The organism is Ornithinibacillus sp. FSL M8-0202 (assembly GCF_037975285.1).
GTDB lineage: Bacteria > Bacillota > Bacilli > Bacillales > Amphibacillaceae > Ornithinibacillus > Ornithinibacillus massiliensis.
Genome location: NZ_CP150248.1, coordinates 128,353 through 146,197 on the forward strand (window position 1 = coordinate 128,353; position 17,845 = coordinate 146,197).

The 17,845-nt window shown below is 35.4% G+C and carries 24 protein-coding genes; 5 read left to right on the top strand and 19 right to left on the bottom strand.

All coding sequences use genetic code 11. The features are described from left to right. Positions 1 to 21: 21 nt before the first annotated feature. Positions 22 to 1,635, bottom strand: a complete 1,614-nt coding sequence (gene bshC / locus MKY78_RS00645) for a bacillithiol biosynthesis cysteine-adding enzyme BshC (RefSeq protein WP_339215435.1) — start codon at positions 1,633 to 1,635, stop codon at positions 22 to 24. A 111-nt stretch (positions 1,636 to 1,746) separates the two neighbouring features. Next, complete coding sequence (locus MKY78_RS00650; protein WP_339215436.1) at positions 1,747 to 2,127, bottom strand: DUF3397 family protein; 381 nt, start codon at positions 2,125 to 2,127, stop codon at positions 1,747 to 1,749. A 183-nt stretch (positions 2,128 to 2,310) separates the two neighbouring features. On the opposite strand from MKY78_RS00650, the gene MKY78_RS00655 reads away from it, so the two are divergent. Continuing rightward, positions 2,311 to 2,790, top strand: a complete 480-nt coding sequence (locus tag MKY78_RS00655; protein ID WP_339215437.1) for an N-acetyltransferase — start codon at positions 2,311 to 2,313, stop codon at positions 2,788 to 2,790. Positions 2,791 to 2,885: 95 nt separating this feature from the next. On the opposite strand, the gene MKY78_RS00660 is transcribed toward MKY78_RS00655, so the two are convergent. The 4 genes from MKY78_RS00660 to MKY78_RS00675 form a co-directional block, all read right to left on the bottom strand. Beyond that, positions 2,886 to 3,362 carry an RsfA family transcriptional regulator gene (locus MKY78_RS00660; RefSeq protein ID WP_339215438.1) on the bottom strand — a complete coding sequence of 159 codons (477 nt, stop codon included), beginning with the start codon at positions 3,360 to 3,362 and terminating at the stop codon, positions 2,886 to 2,888. Positions 3,363 to 3,455: 93 nt separating this feature from the next. Further along, complete coding sequence (locus MKY78_RS00665; protein WP_339215439.1) at positions 3,456 to 4,220, bottom strand: enoyl-CoA hydratase/isomerase family protein; 765 nt, start codon at positions 4,218 to 4,220, stop codon at positions 3,456 to 3,458. Between the two features lie 90 nt (positions 4,221 to 4,310). Continuing rightward, on the bottom strand, positions 4,311 to 4,484 hold the full coding sequence (gene rpmF / locus MKY78_RS00670; protein ID WP_339215440.1) for a 50S ribosomal protein L32: 174 nt from the start codon (positions 4,482 to 4,484) through the stop codon (positions 4,311 to 4,313). A gap of 48 nt (positions 4,485 to 4,532) precedes the next feature. Continuing rightward, complete coding sequence (locus MKY78_RS00675) at positions 4,533 to 5,057, bottom strand: YceD family protein (protein WP_339215442.1); 525 nt, start codon at positions 5,055 to 5,057, stop codon at positions 4,533 to 4,535. A gap of 170 nt (positions 5,058 to 5,227) precedes the next feature. Between MKY78_RS00675 and MKY78_RS00680 the strand changes: the two genes are divergently transcribed. Next, on the top strand, positions 5,228 to 6,445 hold the full coding sequence (locus MKY78_RS00680; RefSeq protein WP_339215443.1) for a nucleotidyltransferase: 1,218 nt from the start codon (positions 5,228 to 5,230) through the stop codon (positions 6,443 to 6,445). A gap of 60 nt (positions 6,446 to 6,505) precedes the next feature. Here MKY78_RS00680 and MKY78_RS00685 read toward each other — a convergent pair whose 3' ends face one another. Then, positions 6,506 to 7,528 (bottom strand): SepM family pheromone-processing serine protease, encoded by a 1,023-nt coding sequence (locus MKY78_RS00685; protein WP_339215444.1) that lies wholly within the window; start codon positions 7,526 to 7,528, stop codon positions 6,506 to 6,508. 219 nt (positions 7,529 to 7,747) lie between these two features. Here MKY78_RS00685 and ylbJ point away from each other — a divergent pair, with 219 nt between their 5' ends. Continuing rightward, positions 7,748 to 8,959, top strand: a complete 1,212-nt coding sequence (gene ylbJ / locus MKY78_RS00690) for a sporulation integral membrane protein YlbJ (protein ID WP_339215445.1) — start codon at positions 7,748 to 7,750, stop codon at positions 8,957 to 8,959. A gap of 206 nt (positions 8,960 to 9,165) precedes the next feature. Here ylbJ and coaD read toward each other — a convergent pair whose 3' ends face one another. The 8 genes from coaD to MKY78_RS00730 all read right to left on the bottom strand — a co-directional run bounded on the left by coaD (position 9,166) and on the right by MKY78_RS00730 (position 13,379). After that, positions 9,166 to 9,648 (bottom strand): pantetheine-phosphate adenylyltransferase, encoded by a 483-nt coding sequence (gene coaD, locus MKY78_RS00695; RefSeq protein WP_186868573.1) that lies wholly within the window; start codon positions 9,646 to 9,648, stop codon positions 9,166 to 9,168. A 17-nt stretch (positions 9,649 to 9,665) separates the two neighbouring features. After that, a complete protein-coding gene (gene rsmD, locus MKY78_RS00700) occupies positions 9,666 to 10,220 on the bottom strand; it encodes a 16S rRNA (guanine(966)-N(2))-methyltransferase RsmD (RefSeq protein WP_339217777.1) in 555 nt (184 codons plus the stop codon). A 109-nt stretch (positions 10,221 to 10,329) separates the two neighbouring features. Further along, positions 10,330 to 10,461, bottom strand: a complete 132-nt coding sequence (locus MKY78_RS00705; protein WP_339215448.1) for a hypothetical protein — start codon at positions 10,459 to 10,461, stop codon at positions 10,330 to 10,332. Between the two features lie 110 nt (positions 10,462 to 10,571). Further along, positions 10,572 to 10,847, bottom strand: coding sequence for a DUF2129 domain-containing protein (locus tag MKY78_RS00710; RefSeq protein ID WP_186868571.1), 276 nt, complete (start codon positions 10,845 to 10,847; stop codon positions 10,572 to 10,574). 74 nt (positions 10,848 to 10,921) lie between these two features. Further along, positions 10,922 to 11,362, bottom strand: a complete 441-nt coding sequence (locus MKY78_RS00715) for a YlbF family regulator (protein ID WP_339215449.1) — start codon at positions 11,360 to 11,362, stop codon at positions 10,922 to 10,924. 55 nt (positions 11,363 to 11,417) lie between these two features. Then, positions 11,418 to 11,651, bottom strand: a complete 234-nt coding sequence (locus MKY78_RS00720; RefSeq protein WP_339215450.1) for a YlbE-like family protein — start codon at positions 11,649 to 11,651, stop codon at positions 11,418 to 11,420. An 8-nt stretch (positions 11,652 to 11,659) separates the two neighbouring features. Beyond that, complete coding sequence (gene ylbD / locus MKY78_RS00725; protein ID WP_339215451.1) at positions 11,660 to 12,058, bottom strand: spore coat protein YlbD; 399 nt, start codon at positions 12,056 to 12,058, stop codon at positions 11,660 to 11,662. A gap of 247 nt (positions 12,059 to 12,305) precedes the next feature. Next, positions 12,306 to 13,379 carry a CAP domain-containing protein gene (locus MKY78_RS00730; protein WP_339215453.1) on the bottom strand — a complete coding sequence of 358 codons (1,074 nt, stop codon included), beginning with the start codon at positions 13,377 to 13,379 and terminating at the stop codon, positions 12,306 to 12,308. 260 nt (positions 13,380 to 13,639) lie between these two features. Here MKY78_RS00730 and MKY78_RS00735 point away from each other — a divergent pair, with 260 nt between their 5' ends. Both MKY78_RS00735 and ytvI read left to right on the top strand, forming a co-directional pair. Continuing rightward, positions 13,640 to 14,008, top strand: a complete 369-nt coding sequence (locus MKY78_RS00735) for a YugN family protein (protein WP_339215454.1) — start codon at positions 13,640 to 13,642, stop codon at positions 14,006 to 14,008. Between the two features lie 151 nt (positions 14,009 to 14,159). After that, complete coding sequence (gene ytvI / locus MKY78_RS00740) at positions 14,160 to 15,203, top strand: sporulation integral membrane protein YtvI (RefSeq protein ID WP_339215456.1); 1,044 nt, start codon at positions 14,160 to 14,162, stop codon at positions 15,201 to 15,203. A gap of 76 nt (positions 15,204 to 15,279) precedes the next feature. Here ytvI and MKY78_RS00745 read toward each other — a convergent pair whose 3' ends face one another. The 4 genes from MKY78_RS00745 to MKY78_RS00760 form a co-directional block, all read right to left on the bottom strand. Then, entirely contained in the window at positions 15,280 to 15,735 is a 456-nt protein-coding gene (locus MKY78_RS00745) for a DUF420 domain-containing protein (RefSeq protein WP_339215458.1), read from the bottom strand. 56 nt (positions 15,736 to 15,791) lie between these two features. Continuing rightward, on the bottom strand, positions 15,792 to 16,706 hold the full coding sequence (gene ctaG / locus MKY78_RS00750; RefSeq protein WP_339215459.1) for a cytochrome c oxidase assembly factor CtaG: 915 nt from the start codon (positions 16,704 to 16,706) through the stop codon (positions 15,792 to 15,794). Positions 16,707 to 16,903: 197 nt separating this feature from the next. Then, positions 16,904 to 17,218: a cytochrome c oxidase subunit IVB gene (gene ctaF / locus MKY78_RS00755; RefSeq protein ID WP_339215461.1), complete on the bottom strand. Its 315-nt coding sequence runs from the start codon at positions 17,216 to 17,218 to the stop codon at positions 16,904 to 16,906. A 3-nt stretch (positions 17,219 to 17,221) separates the two neighbouring features. Further along, on the bottom strand, positions 17,222 to 17,845 hold the full coding sequence (locus MKY78_RS00760; RefSeq protein ID WP_339215462.1) for a cytochrome (ubi)quinol oxidase subunit III: 624 nt from the start codon (positions 17,843 to 17,845) through the stop codon (positions 17,222 to 17,224).

A 17,845-nucleotide genomic window follows, 5' to 3' on the forward strand; every position in this document is an offset into this window, starting at 1 on the left:
AAGGTGGGAGGAAGTGGAGGATTAAATATACACAACGTAATGTTCTTCTTCAAAAGAACAATCCTCGGCACTAATCTCCTGAAAGAAATGTAAACCATATGCATTGATGAAAGGGAGTGGATTCCAGACTCTTTCTTGTAATCCACCAGGATATAACATATTTTCAAGTAGTGTGAATTCGTTTAATTCTATATGATATTGTTCTTCTAGGGCATGAACCATTCTTTTCTCTAAAAATGCTACATCACGAATCAAATAATCTAAGTTCTTTTCAGCTAGATCACGTATATCTGCACGTACCTGACGAGCAATCGCCCGGAGTGGTTCATGAGCTTCGGTTATCTTCTTCTTCAATTCCTCTACCGTTTCTTCAATCGGGGGATTAACCTTCTCTTTAAACCAAGCTTTTCTGATTTCACTTATTCCACCATTCAGTGCTAATTCAGCGGATATATGGTACTTGTTTAATGTTTTCTCTGTTTTTCGATCCATATAGGTAAACGATAGCCTTGGTACAACCGGTGGCATCTTCATTTCCATTGCATGAAATGCAGGCTTTAACACAGCCCAATAACTAATCTCACCAGGTCCACCAATGAATGCTAAAGTTGGTAAAAGCAAGTCCTGCATTAGTGGGCGGGTTACAACATTGTTACTTAATTTCTCTGGTGTTTTTTTAGCTATTTCCATTAATTCATCTGTTGTAAAAATAACCTCTAGTTGTTTACCTACCCAATTCCCTTCCTGATTTTTCGTTAGAAGGATACGCTCTTCATCTTTGTGATAAAATAAATTTCCATTTTCTGGTGATACATCTAACGCCACAGAATAATCATTCGATGCTAGCTTCGAATAGGCATGACACACACCATTACTAATTTCCTGTTGCCTACTAATCATTTCTACAAAGTAATCCGATTCGATCCTTCTAATTTTTTCATTTCCTGAATCCATCAGAACGATACCATCTTCTTCAAATAATAAGAAAATTAACCTAGCAAAAAAATCAACATATGTAGTAGATTGATGTAGACAACCTTCTATCATGGAATAGATATCTTTCGTATGCTCTGTTTCGGCTAACTGTTCAAAAATGGACTCTAACCAATCAAATATAATCGGCTCCTCTACTTCAATTCTCGAAACAGATCGCTTATCCAGTAATCGTTGACCAACTTTAAATTTCTTCATCTTATTTTTTACCTGTAAATAAATATGATTAATTTCTTCAAAATCGTGATCCTCACCAGCTATCCAAAACACCGGGATAACTGGAATACCCAATTCTTTCTCTTGCTGTCTAGCTAATTGAATAATGGAGATAACCTTGTTAACGGAATATAAAGGTCCAGTTAATATCCCCGCCTGTTGACCACCTACAACCACAACACTTTGTTCATCCTTCAGACGCTCAATATTTCGAAACGTCTTCTCAGGTGCCCCAAAGCTTTGATTTAAATGATATAGTACCTCAACCAATTCTTCCCGCTTATATGTACGTTGGTTTAATTCTTGAAGTCTGCTTTCATAATCATTCATTCCATAATCAAAGAATTCCATAATAGATTTATGTTGATTGCGATAATCACGCATTAATTTAGTTTGTTTCTGAATCTGTACTGGTTTAATTCGCATTCATTACGAACTCCTTTAGAGTTTTTTGTCTATATCGTATTGTACAAGAAAGCTAGTATTATTTCATGTTTCCTGTTTCAAAATTATATCCTAACGAATAAATACCTCATTTCATATTAGAATGTTTCGTATGACACCATATAATACCAGCACTAAGTACAACACAAAAAATAGTAAGAAGGATAACCGCCATAAGAATTTAAACGCCTTACGGTAATCAATCTCCGTATCTTTCTTCCACTGAATAATAATTAATATTGTTAGCATACAAAGTAGAACACCAATACAATATCCAATATAAAAACCGCCAAATAATTCAGTAAGGATTACATTTACTGCAGCTATGTATAAAATGGTAGTCCAATTAATCGCCCGGTGAAATGCTTTTATGGGATTTTGATACAGGTATTTAAATAGGAAATACAATAATATCGTTACTATAATTGGTATGGTTATGATAAATGCTATTATCATTAATACAATATCTAACATGACTTTATGAATCCCCTTTTACAACATATCGATTGAATCATTTCTTAATTGTAACAAAATAATAATTATTTGTGACTAACAATGGTAATTATTTCATCGTTTTAACCGTTTTCATTATGTTTAAAGATGTATTATAATAGATACAAAATATATATTTTTCTGACAACAAAGGGGATGAAGTACATGGGTGAAGTAAAAGTAGAAAAGCTATTAATCAATTATAAGACATTAGAAGAATTTACACGCTTTAAAGAATACGGACACCAAGAGCTATCCATGTTAGAGGATTTACAATCTAACATCGTGGAGAATAATAGTCAATCACCATTCTATGGAATTTATTTCGGTGATACATTAATAGCAAGAATGAGCTTATATCGAGTCGATAAAAAATATGATAAGTACTTTGATCCAGCTCAAGATTATTTAGAGCTATGGAAATTAGAAGTTTTACCACATTACCGTGGCAAGGGCTATGGAAAGAAACTAGTAGAATACGCAAAAGGGTACAACTTACCTATAAAAACTAACCCACGCATCAATTCCCATGGTTTCTGGGAGAAGATGGGTTTTCAAAAGGCTAACTATGAAATGGAGCGAGATTTGGGGCAAAATCCATTACTATGGTTACCTGAGAGGGTATTTGAACGAGTTGTTCAATAAAATGTAAACTCTTTCATTGTAAATAGAAGAGGCTCATCAATGGAGATAAGCCTCTTTTTCATGTAGGTTTATATATAATGGCGTAAGCGATATTATTATTTGTCTTTAATCCATTTCCATAGATTACCCATTTCCTCCCAAGCATTTTCATATCGCTGCAATTGTGTTTTTAGTTTTTTATTTTCTTCTTCTAGTTTCTTTAGAAGTTTTTCCTGCTCTTTTTTAGCGATATCCTGATGTTCAGCGAAGTTAGACTTCATTTTTTCAAGTAGCATAATGGCTGACTCTATCGTATCTTTTTCTTGGTCTAGCTTTAAGCCATCTTCCGTCCAAAAGACTTTTCTTCCACCGAGCTTTCTTTCTTCTTTCGCACGTTGTATTTCTTCCTGATATTGTTTACGGATGGTTGCGTTCCATCTGAATCCACACGCAGCAGACGTTCTAGACAACTGCTTCGCCACTTCCTTAAATGCCTCAAGCTGCGTTTTCCCTTCACGAATATAGCGAAGCACTGTATCAGCTAATATAACATCTTCATCTTCAGTCCAGGCATCTTGCCTTGTCGCATTCATAACATCACTCCTTATCTCTTTGCTATCAATGTATGCACAAAATAGGGGTGATAGAATACTCTTTATCATAAATTTCTAAATTATTCTTAGGTGCTAGCTTCGGTGCAAAAATGCAGATACAGCGTCTTTATGCTCTTTTGACTCCCATAAAGAAGCACAGTGAGAAACTTCCTTCTCCATTCTCTCCTTCAACCCTAGTACACCTATTTCCTCTAGATATTGCTCCTTTAAAATTCTCATTTGTGCCGGGGATTTCGATAAATATGGTTTTAATAGACTGTCCCAATCCTTCCATTCATCATGATTGACCACTCTATGAATCCATCCTTTTTGGACTAAATCTTCTATGTTGTAAATCGTACCTTCCATTATCCACTGGTTGGCAAAACTAGTATGTACTCTTTTAGCCAACAAGACACCACCACCCCAACCAGGGATGATTCCTAACTTTGTTTGGATAAACCCAAACGTTGTTCCAGTTTTGCCAATCCGTATGTCACAGGCAGATGCTAATTCACAGCCGCCTCCTCGAGCTCCACCATTTAAAAGCGCAATGGTTGGCACCTTAAATACTGTCAAACGATATAATACTTCCATCATATTTAATAGACTCTTCTTTGCTTCTTCCGTTGTTAATTCTCCATGTAAATCATTTAAGTCACCACCAGCACAGAAGATGTGTTCACCTGCACCCGTTACGACTAAAAACATAATTGGATCTTTCTCCGCTTTTTCGATACAGCTCATGAAACGTTTCGCCATTGCAATCGAAATAGCATTTCGTTTCTTCGCACGGTTAATGGTTATGATTCCATATCCCTTATCTGCCATGTATTGGTATTGTACAAGTTCATCCATATCGCTTTTTCCCTTCCTTGTAAAACTTGTTATCTTTGATGATAAAAAAACAGACCACATACGATGTGATCTGTTTTCTAATATCCTGTATTAGCTGTTAACAACTTCTTTTCCATTATAGTGCCCACAAGCTTTACATACACGGTGTGGTCTTGTTAATTCTCCACAATTTGAACATTCTACCATGCCAGGCACGTGTAATTTGAAATGAGTACGACGTTGTCTTTTTACTTTTTTAGAAGTTCTTCTTTTAGGTACCGCCATGACTTACACCTCCTTCAAATACGAAAGCAAAAACAATCAATTAACTTCTTATTTTTCTTTCTCGGTATCTTTGAATAATGACTCCAGTTTTTTAAAACGTGGATCAATTTTCACTTCTTTTGTTTTTTCGGAAAGTACTGCCCAATCATTTCCTTTTTGAAGTACATCCGCTGAATCTACTTCATCGGAGAATACACGAAAAGGAACCTCCAATAAAATATTTTCCTTTATATACGGCATTAAGTCAAGCACTTCTCCATGAATCGGATGAATTTCTGCATCATCTTCCTCATTAGAATAAGGTGATGTTGAAAAAATCTCTTCTGCTTCTATTTTGAATGGATAAGAAACATCAACTAATGTACGAGCACAAGGTAAAATCATTTCACCAGTTATCGTGAACTTAAAGAAAAATTGATCACCCTGTCTATTACACACGCCGTTTACCTGAACAAAGCCAATCTTTCGAATATCGTTGTTCATCGTTTCTAACTCCGAGACATCTACTTCACCAGAAAAATGGAAAGGCTTATTGAAAGCATCTTTCTTCAATTGTGCTAATGTAAATTTCATCTATTTCACCTCAAGGCAACAAGAGTAATTTTAAAAGGAAAATCCACTTTTGTCAATATATTTTCTTTACAGTATAAAAAAATATTCGTATTTGTAGCATTCCCGCAGATGATTTTCTATAATCAACCATAACAGGAAAATATTAATTGTAAAGTTTTGGGGTGCTGAATATGAAAGCATGCGGGTTAATTGTTGAATATAACCCATTTCATAACGGACATTACTATCATCTAGAACAGGCAAAGGCAAAAACAAATGCAGACTGTATGGTAGCTGTTATGAGTGGGTCATTCCTGCAAAGAGGTGAACCTGCCATTATCGATAAATTCCACCGGGCAAAGGCTGCTCTTATGGCCGGAATAGATATCGTTGTGGAACTACCATATGTATACGCTGTACAGAGCAGCGACCTATTTGCAAAAGGTTCCGTGTTAACCTTACAAGCGTTAGGGGTAGATAGTATATGCTTTGGGAGCGAGTCAGGCAATATCGACACATTCATCAAAGGATATGATGATTATAAAGATAACCAAGTAACCTATCAACGTGAACTAAAACATGGATTACATGCTGGTATGTCTTTTCCTGAAGCTAGTAAAAGAGCATACGAATCAATTGGATTAACCCAAGGCGGAATAGACTTATCGAAACCAAACAACATCTTAGGTTTTAGCTATGTAAAAACCATCCTTGAGCATAAACTACCGATTCAACCATTGACAATCAAACGAAAAAACAGTGGTTATCATGATACAGAGATAACAAGCTCCATTGCAAGTGCAACCAGCATAAGGAAACAATTGTTTAACCAACAGACACCATTATCAGAATTAAAACACACCATGCCTCCATCGACCATCAACGAGCTAGAAAATTACTTAGGTATGGCAACAACCTTACATAATTGGGAGCCTTATTTCCCGTTCCTTCAATATAGAGTATTGACTATGTCATTGGAGGAACTAGCCTTAATACATGGTATGGAAGAAGGCCTTGAACATCGAATTAAACAAACCGCTAAACATGTTACTTCATTTTATGACTGGATAGCCGCAATTAAAACGAAGCGTTATACATGGACAAGAATACAGCGAATCTTTGTTCATCTTTTAACAAATACGACAAAGTCTGAAATCGATGAGCTAACCGCTCCTAACTCTATTAGCTATATTAGACTAATCGGCATGACGAAAAAAGGACAAGCATATTTAAATCAACAAAAAAAACAAATGAATATGCCTATTTATCCAAAATTATCACGGAATCCCCATCCGATGCTTCACATTGAGGAACGAGCAACCAATGCTTATTATAGTATCCTACCTGTTCAAAGCAGATATACCTTATGGAAGCAAGAACTACGAGGACCTGTAATCATTCCATCATAGACCTCTAGTACGAAAAAGACAGTCCCAAATCAGTTAGGGGCTGTCTATTTCGTACAATGTTTATTTTAATTCTTCCTTCAAGTACCTAAGGGCATCATCAAAGGTATCAACTGGAACAATCACCATATCGGTACCAATCTCCTCGGCTTTCTTCTTAGCCACTTCATAATTAGAGTCGCCTCCACGTCCACCTTCATTTGGAGCGAAGAATACATCGACTCCCTCGCGATCAGCAGCTACTACCTTCTTGTCTATTCCTCCGATTCTACCGACATTTCCTTCATAATCGATTTCTCCAGTTCCCGCAATCTGATGACCCTTAGTCAGATCTTCTTCCGTTAATTGGTTATAAATTTCAAGTGAAAACATTAACCCTGCACTTGGTCCACCAATATTACCACTAGAAAATGTAAGAGGAGGGTCAACTTGAACATCACGATCGGTAACTAAAGTGATACCAATCCCAACTTGCTTCGTCTCTTCATCAATTACACCTAATGTGATATCCTTAGTTATCTCTTCATCATCACGAATTAAATGAACCGTAATTTGATCTCCAACCTTCTTCTGCTCTATATAGGATATTAAATCATTGGACTCTTTTATTTCTAAATCATCAATCCCAATGATTCTATCACCCATTTGCAAAATACCATCTGCTGCCAATCCAGGAACAACACTTACTACATATACACCATTAAATTCTATCGTTATATCCTTTCCAGCTGCAGTATAAGCAACTACAGTGGAAGCTTCTTGAGAGCTCTCCATCATTTGTAATTGTGCTTGAAAATATTCTTCATCCGATATTCCCTCAGGACGAACATCATTAATATCTAATATTTGATGATGCGGTAGGACTTTAGCTAAAGCGTATTGTATAGGAGTAGCTTGCCCCCCTCTTACTGTTACTAAATGAAAGTCTCCCTCACTCTCATTAGCATTCTCTACTTGAACGATAGGTTTTAATGCATCAGCTCCACCAGGTTTTTGAATATAGTACGGTAATTTATATGTAGAAAGAAAAAATGCAACCATTACAGCTAAAAGTAGCGAAACTATCTGTCTTTTTGAAAACTTCATCTTTAGACCCCTTTCAAAACCACTTAGGCCTTTATAATACCTTAACTCTTTGAAAATCTATTTTATCGAAAAAAGTGTATGGCATATTCAGGCAATGTACAAGCGTATATTGATATAGATATATGAAACTAACCCATTTACGTTTCATTTTAAACTAGTTTTATTTTACTACTATCAAAATAATAAGTACAGTTTAGCAAATTACTAGGAGGCAGTCTTTTGAAGCAATTAGTTAAAACATTTCTGTTTGCCGCTACAACTATTTTCTTTGCATTTACGTTAATTAAATATCCTAATGACGCTCTTGAGGCAAGTATTCGTGGACTTGATATGTGGTGGGAAGTAGTTTTTCCTTCCCTACTGCCTTTTTTTATTACAGCTGAATTATTATTAAGTTTCGGTGTTGTAAAGTTTCTGGGAGTAGTATTTGAACCAATTATGCGCCCATTGTTCAATGTTCCTGGTGTTGGCAGTTTTGCCTGGATAATGGGCATGGTTAGTGGTTACCCAACCGGTGCAAAACTATCTGTCCGACTGAAAGAGCAAAAGCAAATATCACAGTTAGAAGCAGAACGTCTTGTTGCGTTCACTAACTCGTCTAGTCCATTATTTATTTTTGGAGCGATATCGATTGGTTTCTTTCATGATGCTAAATTAGGGGTACTATTAGCAGTTTGTCATTATCTAGGGAATGCCATAACTGGCATCTGTATGCGATTTTATGGGAGATCGAAAGAGACGTATCAAAAAAAGGAAAGCCGTAAAATTTCTCTGAAACGAGCATTTTATGCAATGCATGAAACGAGAATAAAGGACAAGCGACCAGTAGGAGAGATTATGGGGGATGCTGTCATTAATTCCATTAAGACACTTGTTATGGTCGGAGGATTTATCATCTTGTTTTCAGTGTTAAATAAAATGCTATTCTTGATAGGAGTAACGCCATTTATTGCCATCTTCTTTCAATCTGTGCTACAGTTCTTTTTCATACCGGTAGAATTAGCTCTACCATTTATAACAGGGCTTTTTGAGATTACACTTGGGGCTAATATGATTTCAAAAGAAAATGTTGATCCCTTTTTGGCTAGCGTTATTGTAGTAAGCTTTATATTAGGTTTTAACGGCTTCTCAGTACAAGCTCAGGTTGCAAGTATTATTTCAAAGAGTAATATTAGGTTTTATCCGTATTTTTTCGCACGTATTTTACATGGCTTTATAGCTAGTATTCTTGCCATCTTACTTTATAAACCTTTATATTTAAATAGAATCGAATCAAGTGTAAAAGAAATGCCTGTACTCAATCCTAGCATAGATAGTCAATGGGTACGTATATTAGATCTTCTCAAGGAAATTGGACCATTAATTACCATTGCTGCTTTTGGCTTAGCTTTCCTTATTATGTACCGTCGTTTTAGATATTCAAAATTATGAATGGAAATGTTAGCAAGCGTTCCTTACTAAACTATTTCAAGATTATTTTCGTATTTTCACAAAGAATGTTACCCCAAAGAATACGAAGGACTAGCGATTGTAAAAGATTAGAGGAAAGCATTGATGTACTATGCTTACCTCCTGTAGTAGTTTCCGTTATGTTATATTTCTTCTATTACATCTAGACATCGCTAGTCCTGACTTTCTTATCGCTTATATTTACTTTTAAGTGCTTCTGCTACAACTACTGGTACAAGGTCGGTCACGTCAGCTTTATATTTAGCAACCTCTTTTACAATACTGGAGCTTAAGAATGAATATTGATTATTGGTCATCATAAATAGTGTTTCTATTCTTGAATCTAACTTTCGATTCATGGATGTAATTTGCATTTCATATTCAAAGTCACTTACAGCCCGCAAACCTCTAAGTATGACTTGTGCGTTCTTCTCCTCGGCATATTCTATTAATAGGCCATCACTTGCGTCCACCTTTACATTAGGCATATGCTTCGTCGATTCTCTAATTAATTCCATTCTTTCTTCCACTGTAAACAACGGAGATTTGGATCGATTATTAAAGACAGCAACAATTACTTCATCAAAAATTTTAGAACCTCTTTCAATAATATCTAAATGCCCTAATGTAATGGGATCAAAACTCCCTGGACAAATTGCTAATTTTGTCATGCCAGCACCCCTCTAAGCTAATTTTTTTGATAGATGGTAACTCCAATTGTTCCGCCATAGTGAGTTTGTTTTTTAACCGTTAGACTGGAGTATGTATCTGGTAAATGATCATGAATATCATGTTCACAGTAAATAATACCATCACTATTTAATAACTGCTCTGCTTCAATTATTTCTAATAACTTTTCGTAACTTATTTTCGTATAAGGAGGATCAAGAAATATCAAATCAAACTTCAGCCCTCTTTTTGCAGATGCTGATAAGGCACGGAATGCATCTGCACGAAATACTTCTACTTGATCATCAAGCTTTAACATGGAGACATTCTCTTTAATAGTCTGAATGGCTTTCGGATGACTATCGACGAAAATACAGGAGTCCATTCCACGACTTAACGCCTCAATACCTAACGAACCACTCCCAGCAAATAAATCTAATGCCACTCCACCTTGAAAAAATGGGCCTAGCATTTGAAATACCGCTTCTTTTACCTTATCTGTTGTAGGTCTAGTATTTTTACCTGGAACTGCCTTCAATTGTCTTCCTTTATGTATTCCTGCTATTACTCGCATCACATTCACCTCTGTTACTCACTCGTTACAATCCTACCACAAAGGAAAAAGATAATAAAACAGAAAAAAACTAATACAAAAAATATGCTAATCATGTATATATTTTTTATCATTGAACATAATAGCTTAATGGAACAGCTAATGCGTAGCTTGGTTGTTTCAAAACACGGAGAAGACTTACACTTCCCCATAAGTTCTCCTCCGGTTTCTCCTCTCCCTTTGCCTTTTTGTTTTCTGGCAAGAAAACAAAGGGACCTGCAGGATTTTATTTCTGCAGGTTTTTTTATTTTTATTCTCAAAACCCTACCGTACGGAAAACGAAAAACCTTCGCGAGGTTAATCACGAAGGCTCTATATTCCCATTTTATAATCGTATTGTTTGGCTTTATCTGGTTTAGCGTTTTCATATTCTGTACGAATAAATGGCTTATATGATCGATCTACCCTTGATACAAAAGGGTATTTTAATAATTTCTTCTCAATTTCTTCTAGATTAGATTGATCCACATACATTACTGCATACTTTAGCTTTTTAGATGTATAAAGAACATTTCCCAATCGCTTGATTTGTTTCATATTTTTGGCATGTTGATACCAAACAATAATCCCCTGTCTATTTGTTCTCATGAAAAATCCTCACAATTTCAGGTAGTTTTGAAATAGTTTATCAGAATATAGCTTTTATTTCAACAATATAACGATTAAGAAGCCTTACATCCACAGCCTCCACCACTTCCGCAACCACATCCACTATCCGTAAGTGCAGCCCCATCTCTTGGAACCTTTATTTGTTCACTAACACTGAATGCAATATACTGACTAATCTCATCTAATAAACTTTGAAAATTTCTCTCAGCAATTTTATATGCTGCTACTTTATCATTTAAGTCCATCGCACGTTTTTTAGTGCGGACAAGTTTCATAATTTCAGAGTAATCTGGATGATATCTACCAAACCTCTGGACGTCTTCATATTGATCCTTAACAGCAGTAAACTCCTTAATAAGCTGTTGGGCTTCGGAATCATTTTCTAAAGCATGTTTAGCTTCCGCATATGCTTCATAAACCTCAGAGTCCAAAACCATCCTCCCTAGCATTTCAGAGCGGTCTAAAATATCGACATATTCTAAGGTAGCTATCATAATCATTCACCTCCACCAATAGTTTATCACTTTTATGGTGAAAATGTAAAAACAATTAATCTTTCATCATTTCCGCAAATTGTAATAGCATACCCACCATTTGAACATTTTGGTTAACCTTTTCCAGCTTTTGCGAGAAGGTTTTACCATAAAATCGTTTCGCCTCATTTTCTATTTCAGCTATCTTATTCGGATCTCTCGATAGAAATCGATACCATTCTGGGTTGTACCGAATAAAATGAACTAAATCAGGTCTAGTTAGTAAATAATCATGTAATGTTTTATTCATCGTAATCACTAATCCCTAAACCAACCAAAAGGATTATGTTCCTGTGGTTTTGGTCCTTTTTTAGAGCCTTGATATTGGTCAATTAACTCTTGAATGGTAGCAATCGTTCCACTTAATTGGGATACCTGCTTTTGTACTTTATCGATATCCATCTTCTCAGCATATTTTAATAGCTGACTAAATAGTTCGGCCTTACTCTCAGCTCCATTCTTATCACTTTTATCATTATCGGATGTTTCCTCTCTAAACTTATTCCAGTATTCATCCTCTTCACCTAATAGAATCCATTTTTCATAGTATTCTTGCCAGGACCTTCCTGTTCTTCTTATTTCCTTCCTCAGCTTTGGATGTTGATTGATAAATTCTCGAAAGCGTTGGACAGTTGGATGTAAATTATTCGTACTCAAATCATCTCACCCCTTTAGCTATACACATAGGCAACAATCGACATACTATAATTTATGCTTTAACCATTGTTCTGTGCATTTCACCTAAAACAAGGAAGTAAAACAAAAAACTAACTATTCCTCTTACATGCAACTTCTTCCCCATTCCAGCAAGGGATATAAAAAACCCGAACTCCCCCGCATTATCATGAAAGAATTGCGAAATATAGTTCAGGTCATTAATGATATTCTTTTTTATTTGCTACTACTAGTTAAACGGTTTTGTTAAGAAGTTTTGTGTATAATATAGCCTATATACACCTACACCTAAATGGGTGTATTCATCATTTAACAGAGCGTCCCGGTGACCTTCACTATTTAACCAACCTTCAACCGCCGCAGGGGCATCAACATATTGAGCAGCAATATTTTCACCAGCCGCAGTGTAATAGATATCCTTTCCTTCTAATCGCTCTTTTAAGCCATTCCCATTTTGACTATAATGGGAGAAGTAATTATTTTCTGCCATATCCTTACTATGTAAGAAGGCAACCTCGCTAACCATATCCTCCCATTCTAACGTATTCTTTTTAAAGTTGTGCCGGATCACATTCGTAATATCAAAAATTTGTTGTTCCATTCCACGCTCAACTTCTTCCCATTTAGCATCTGTCAGGTTAGGGGGATCGGGTATTTTCCCTCTATAGCGTAATCCATATGGTCGCTGTGTAAGAAGTACGTCACCAGTCATAATACGGACAGAAGAAAGCTGATTAGAAAAGGTATCAAAATAAACTTGTAAAAAGAGATCATCTGATAGCTTTACTAAAGGACGCATTTGAACATCTTCGTCGTCTAACAAAAATGCATAAGAAGCTATTCCTTTACTATATGTCACTTCATTTTTAAAATCTAACTCTTGATGAACCGTTTCATAGCTGTCACCAATTGCTAATGGTGAAATGGAAATATCACCGCCAGTAGCATAAATCGTATGAATTTCCTCCCCTATGACACCGAATTGAATATAGTGTGTTTCATTATTCGTATACACCCACCAAGTATATCCATAAGAACTTGGGTCCTTACGCTTCGGTTCCCCTAACACTTGAATTAACTCATCCGTACTCCTTCCAATCCAATGAAATAGTTCCCCTTCATATTTCCCTTTGGCAATTATATTATTAGGAACCGACTTCTCCTTTACATTCTCCTTCTTCACGATTAATGTATGATTAAGACTATCAATTGCTTCACGTGATTCTATTTGATTCTTTTCTAAAATAAAAAATGTAATAATGACTATCATAATAAAGCCTACAACGCCTTTTATCCATCGCATTTCGTCTAGCTCCCTCTACTAAATAGTATAGTAAACTATATGTTTTACTATATTAAAACATGCTATAAAATTATTAAATACGATATAAGCAATTAATTTATTTGTATGTTAAGACAGAAATACACGAGCATTGGATTAGTCAAATCGTTACAATTATATGACAGTTCTAATTTCTCAAGGATAAAAATCCCATTTTCATTGCAACTTCATTGAAATAATACTATTATTAGGGTAGTGAGCAAAAATGTGAGGTGTAGAAAATGAAATTAGAAAACGTAGGAATTGAAGATACTATAATGGAAATAAAACCATTAGATAGGATCATGGGAAATAATGCCTTTATCCGTGCTGGACAGTGGGATTATGAACGAGTTACATATGATTATAAAATCGGTTCCAATGAGAAAAACATTACATATTACATCCGTATTCAAGGTTACGCAATTGAAGGTGATGTTGACCGTGGCGATGCCGTCATTAAGTTATTAAGTCCATTACTTGGTAAGCATTATTATCCACATGGTGTGGAATATGGTGAAGAAGAAAACTTTCCAGAAAATCTGGTAGAAAGAGCAACCAAAATTTTGCAAAAAGTTAGTGAAGATCTTAAAGAACTTAACGTTGAGTAATGAACAAAATGGCCAACTACTCTCACGGTGCGAGTAGTTGGTTTTTTATCTCCCTATTTCACGAGTTATTTCTATCCAGATGGATGATTTCATGCTATATTTTTTATAGGTATATTAAAGAATTTTCCAACACCCGAAAGGAGATACCCTTTTGTTTCGAAAAATCATCTTATTCATCATCATACTGTTATTATTAGTGGTTGGATATTTCGTATTATCTATCTCTATCCCATTAATTATTGCACTAATAACAGCACTTACTTTAAACCCTTTAGTGAAATTTATTCAAAACCGAACGAGAATTAACAGGAAAATTTCGGTACTACTTGTATTTCTATTGTTTCTAGTGGTAGTTGGATTTGCCGGAGGCTTTATTGTCACAAAGGCTGTAGGTCAAGCAATTAACTTTGTAGAAGATGTACCATCTCATATCAATAAGATTAACCAAGTATATGGAGAATGGCAAAATCGAATAACTGAATATGGTAATGATTTACCTTCTGAGTTTGTCGAATCTGTAACAGACAGTTTTGATACATATGTTACACAGCTTAACACGACACTTAGAGAGAAGTTAACCATCAATAAGATTGCTAGTATATTTGCTCAGATTCCGCAATATATTGTAAGTATTCTAGTATATCTAATAGCCTTGTTCCTCTTTATGCTAGAACTACCAATATTAAAAGATAAAACATTTAATTTATTTACAAAAGAAACTGCTGAAAAAGTTTCCTTTATGAATAATCGAATAAAAAATGTTATTGTTGGCTTCTTTAAAGCTCAATTTTTAGTTAGTTTAATTATCTTTGCCGTTTCGCTCATTGGATTATTTATTATCGCTCCAGAGGTTGCTTTAATTATGGCGCTCATCATATGGCTAGTTGATTTAGTTCCACTTATTGGTTCGATCATTATTCTTGGACCATGGGCTATCATTATGTTTATGGCTGGAGATATACAGATGGGAGTAGAACTGTCCATTCTAGCTATCATACTACTTGCCATAAGGAGAACGATTGAACCTAAGGTGATGGGAAAACATATGGGATTGTCACCACTCGCAACACTAATTTCGATGTTCCTAGGATTAAAGATATTTGGTATATTAGGATTTATCATTGGGCCATTAATCCTAATCATTTACATTTCAGCTAGGGAAGCTGGAATCTTGAAGCTTAACATTAAATTTTAAACCATAAAAAATAACGCATTTGCTTGAAAAGAGCAAATGCGTTATTTTTATTTGCAATCCAATAAGGAAAGGTAAATTATGTGCCAAATATTGCCTTCAACAAGCTTGTTGTATGTCCACCATGGTAGAGAACATATAATAAGAGGTACACGACAATACCGGTGCTTGCAGATCCGAACCAGATAATGGAAGTAATCGGGCCTATTTTTCGATGCTTGGAGATTTTACGCTTGAATGCTAAGTATAGCGTTACAAGTCCAAAAACAGCCCCTGTTGTAGCTAATGTTATATGGAAAACTAAAAATATCGTATAGTAAATTTTTAATTCATCTGGACCACCGAAACTCGTGTTTCCAATAAAAACAGTTCGAGACACATAAATAATAAAGAACAATAACGCACTGATTGCTGCTGCAATCATCGTCTTCTTATGTGCTTTTGGGCGATTCGTCGCAATTAAACGCCATCCAATTGCAACTAACACCGCACTTAAAAAAATAAAGAAAGTACTAATTGTAGGTAAAATTTCCATAGTCTTATTCCTCTCCAAATTTATTAAAGAGTGGAATACTTCTCCCCTTCCATCATTTATTCTGTTGTATGTGCAACCGTATTTGGTAATGGGTCTACCTTTAAGGTTTCCGGGCTAAACCAAGCATAAAATACTTTAGCTAAAATGACACCATAAATGATTTCTTGCATTATTTTCATAATAATACCACCAAGCTGCTGATCTTCTAACGTGGACATTGATGTGAACATTTCTGGCCCAGTGATTTGAGAAGTAGAAGTTAGTCCACTTAGAACGTCTCCTGGCACACATAGTGCCATAGCTTGGATCCAAGCGCCACTCGAACTATAAGCTGCATATAACGGTACATCTGCAAAAATAATCAATATACAGGCAGGTGTTATCAATACACTATTACCAAATATATAGAAAATCTTCCCTAACGGATGTTTAATTTGCCATTCTTTAATCGGTGACATAATTGGGAACCATACTAAAAATCCAAATAATAAAAGCAAAATATGGAATGAAGTATGTATAACCGGTGAAGATTTCGTCATATCAAAAATTGCTGGCAAATGGTAAATAGAAAATAACGTATTGAACAATAAAATTGAAATTAACGGAAACGTAAGTACTTTCATCACAGATTTAATAACTGGTTTAACAAGCACACCCTTCCAAATCCAAGCCGGGATCCCCTTTATCATAAGAATTGGAAATACAATTAAATAAATTGCCATTTGCATCATATGAGCTGTAAGGGTAATATGACTTAACAAGTCAATTGGAGACCCTTTAACAATATAAAGTAATACTAGTCCAATATAGAAAAAAACCTTTTGTTTCGTTGTTGGTTCTTCAACAGAACCAAACTTATGGCGAAGCGGCCCAGTGATTAAGTAATATGTAATTCCTAAAGCCAAAACAAATAAAAAGAAATATGGACTCCATAAAGCACGAAATCCAAAAAGTTGTAAATTAACCAACATATCATTCACTCCATAGTTATCCTATTATCTAAATTCCATTATAACCTATAAGTATACGGTAAACACGGATAAACTGTGACAACTTTTTAAAGACTAATAGATGTAGTTGAAGAATTAGGAGTGTCTGCCGTGAATTCTTCGTTTCTTATCCCAAAAAATTAGGACCAGGGAAAACAATTCCCTGATCCTTATTTAGATTACCACCATATTACTAAGCTAAGTGCAGCTACGGTTAATACTGCCGCCCACACTCCACCATAAATCATGATAGCAACCATATCATGTCCTTTATCCTTCATATGCATAAAGTAGTAAAATTGGAATGCTACTTGTACTACAGCAAGGATTAGTAATAATGGAATCGCCAGCATCTTACTCATTATACCTGAACCAACAATGACAAAAGCAATAATAGTAAAAATGATCATTGTAGCAAAGGTAATCAGCTGCTTTTTCATTTCCTCTTTATTTTGTTGTTTTTGAAATTCATTGGTTTTGGTGTTATTTGCCATCCGTTACCCCACCTTCCCCATTAGGTATACCACTGTAAAGATGAATACCCATACAACGTCAATAAAGTGCCAATATAAACTAAATGTATTGAATTTTGGTGCATTGTAAAGATTTAATCCACGCTTTGCATTTCGAATCATAAGAGCTGCTAACCAACATAGACCAAAAAGTACGTGACCACCGTGGAAGCCTACTAAAGTATAGAATGCAGATCCAAAAGCAGAAGAACGAAATGTAAATTCATACTCATGAATGTAGTGATAGAACTCGTAAATCTCACATGCAAGGAATGCTAGACCAAGTAAGCCGGTAATTCCAAGCCAAAGCTGCATTTTAGCGAAATTATTATTCTTCATATGATACATGGCATACACACTAGTTAAGGAACTAGTTAATAATAGCATGGTCATAAGGAATACTAATTCAAGTCCAAAAATATCCTCAGAACTTGGTCCACCAGCAGTCGAATTCTTTAATGCAAGGTATGTTCCGAAAAGGCTGGCAAATAATACTGTTTCTCCGCCAAGGAAAAACCATAATCCTAAAAACTTATTCTTCCCTTCAAGTGTTGCTTTTTCAGGATGATGTGGCATTGTTTCTGGATTTAAGGTATGATCATTAGCCAT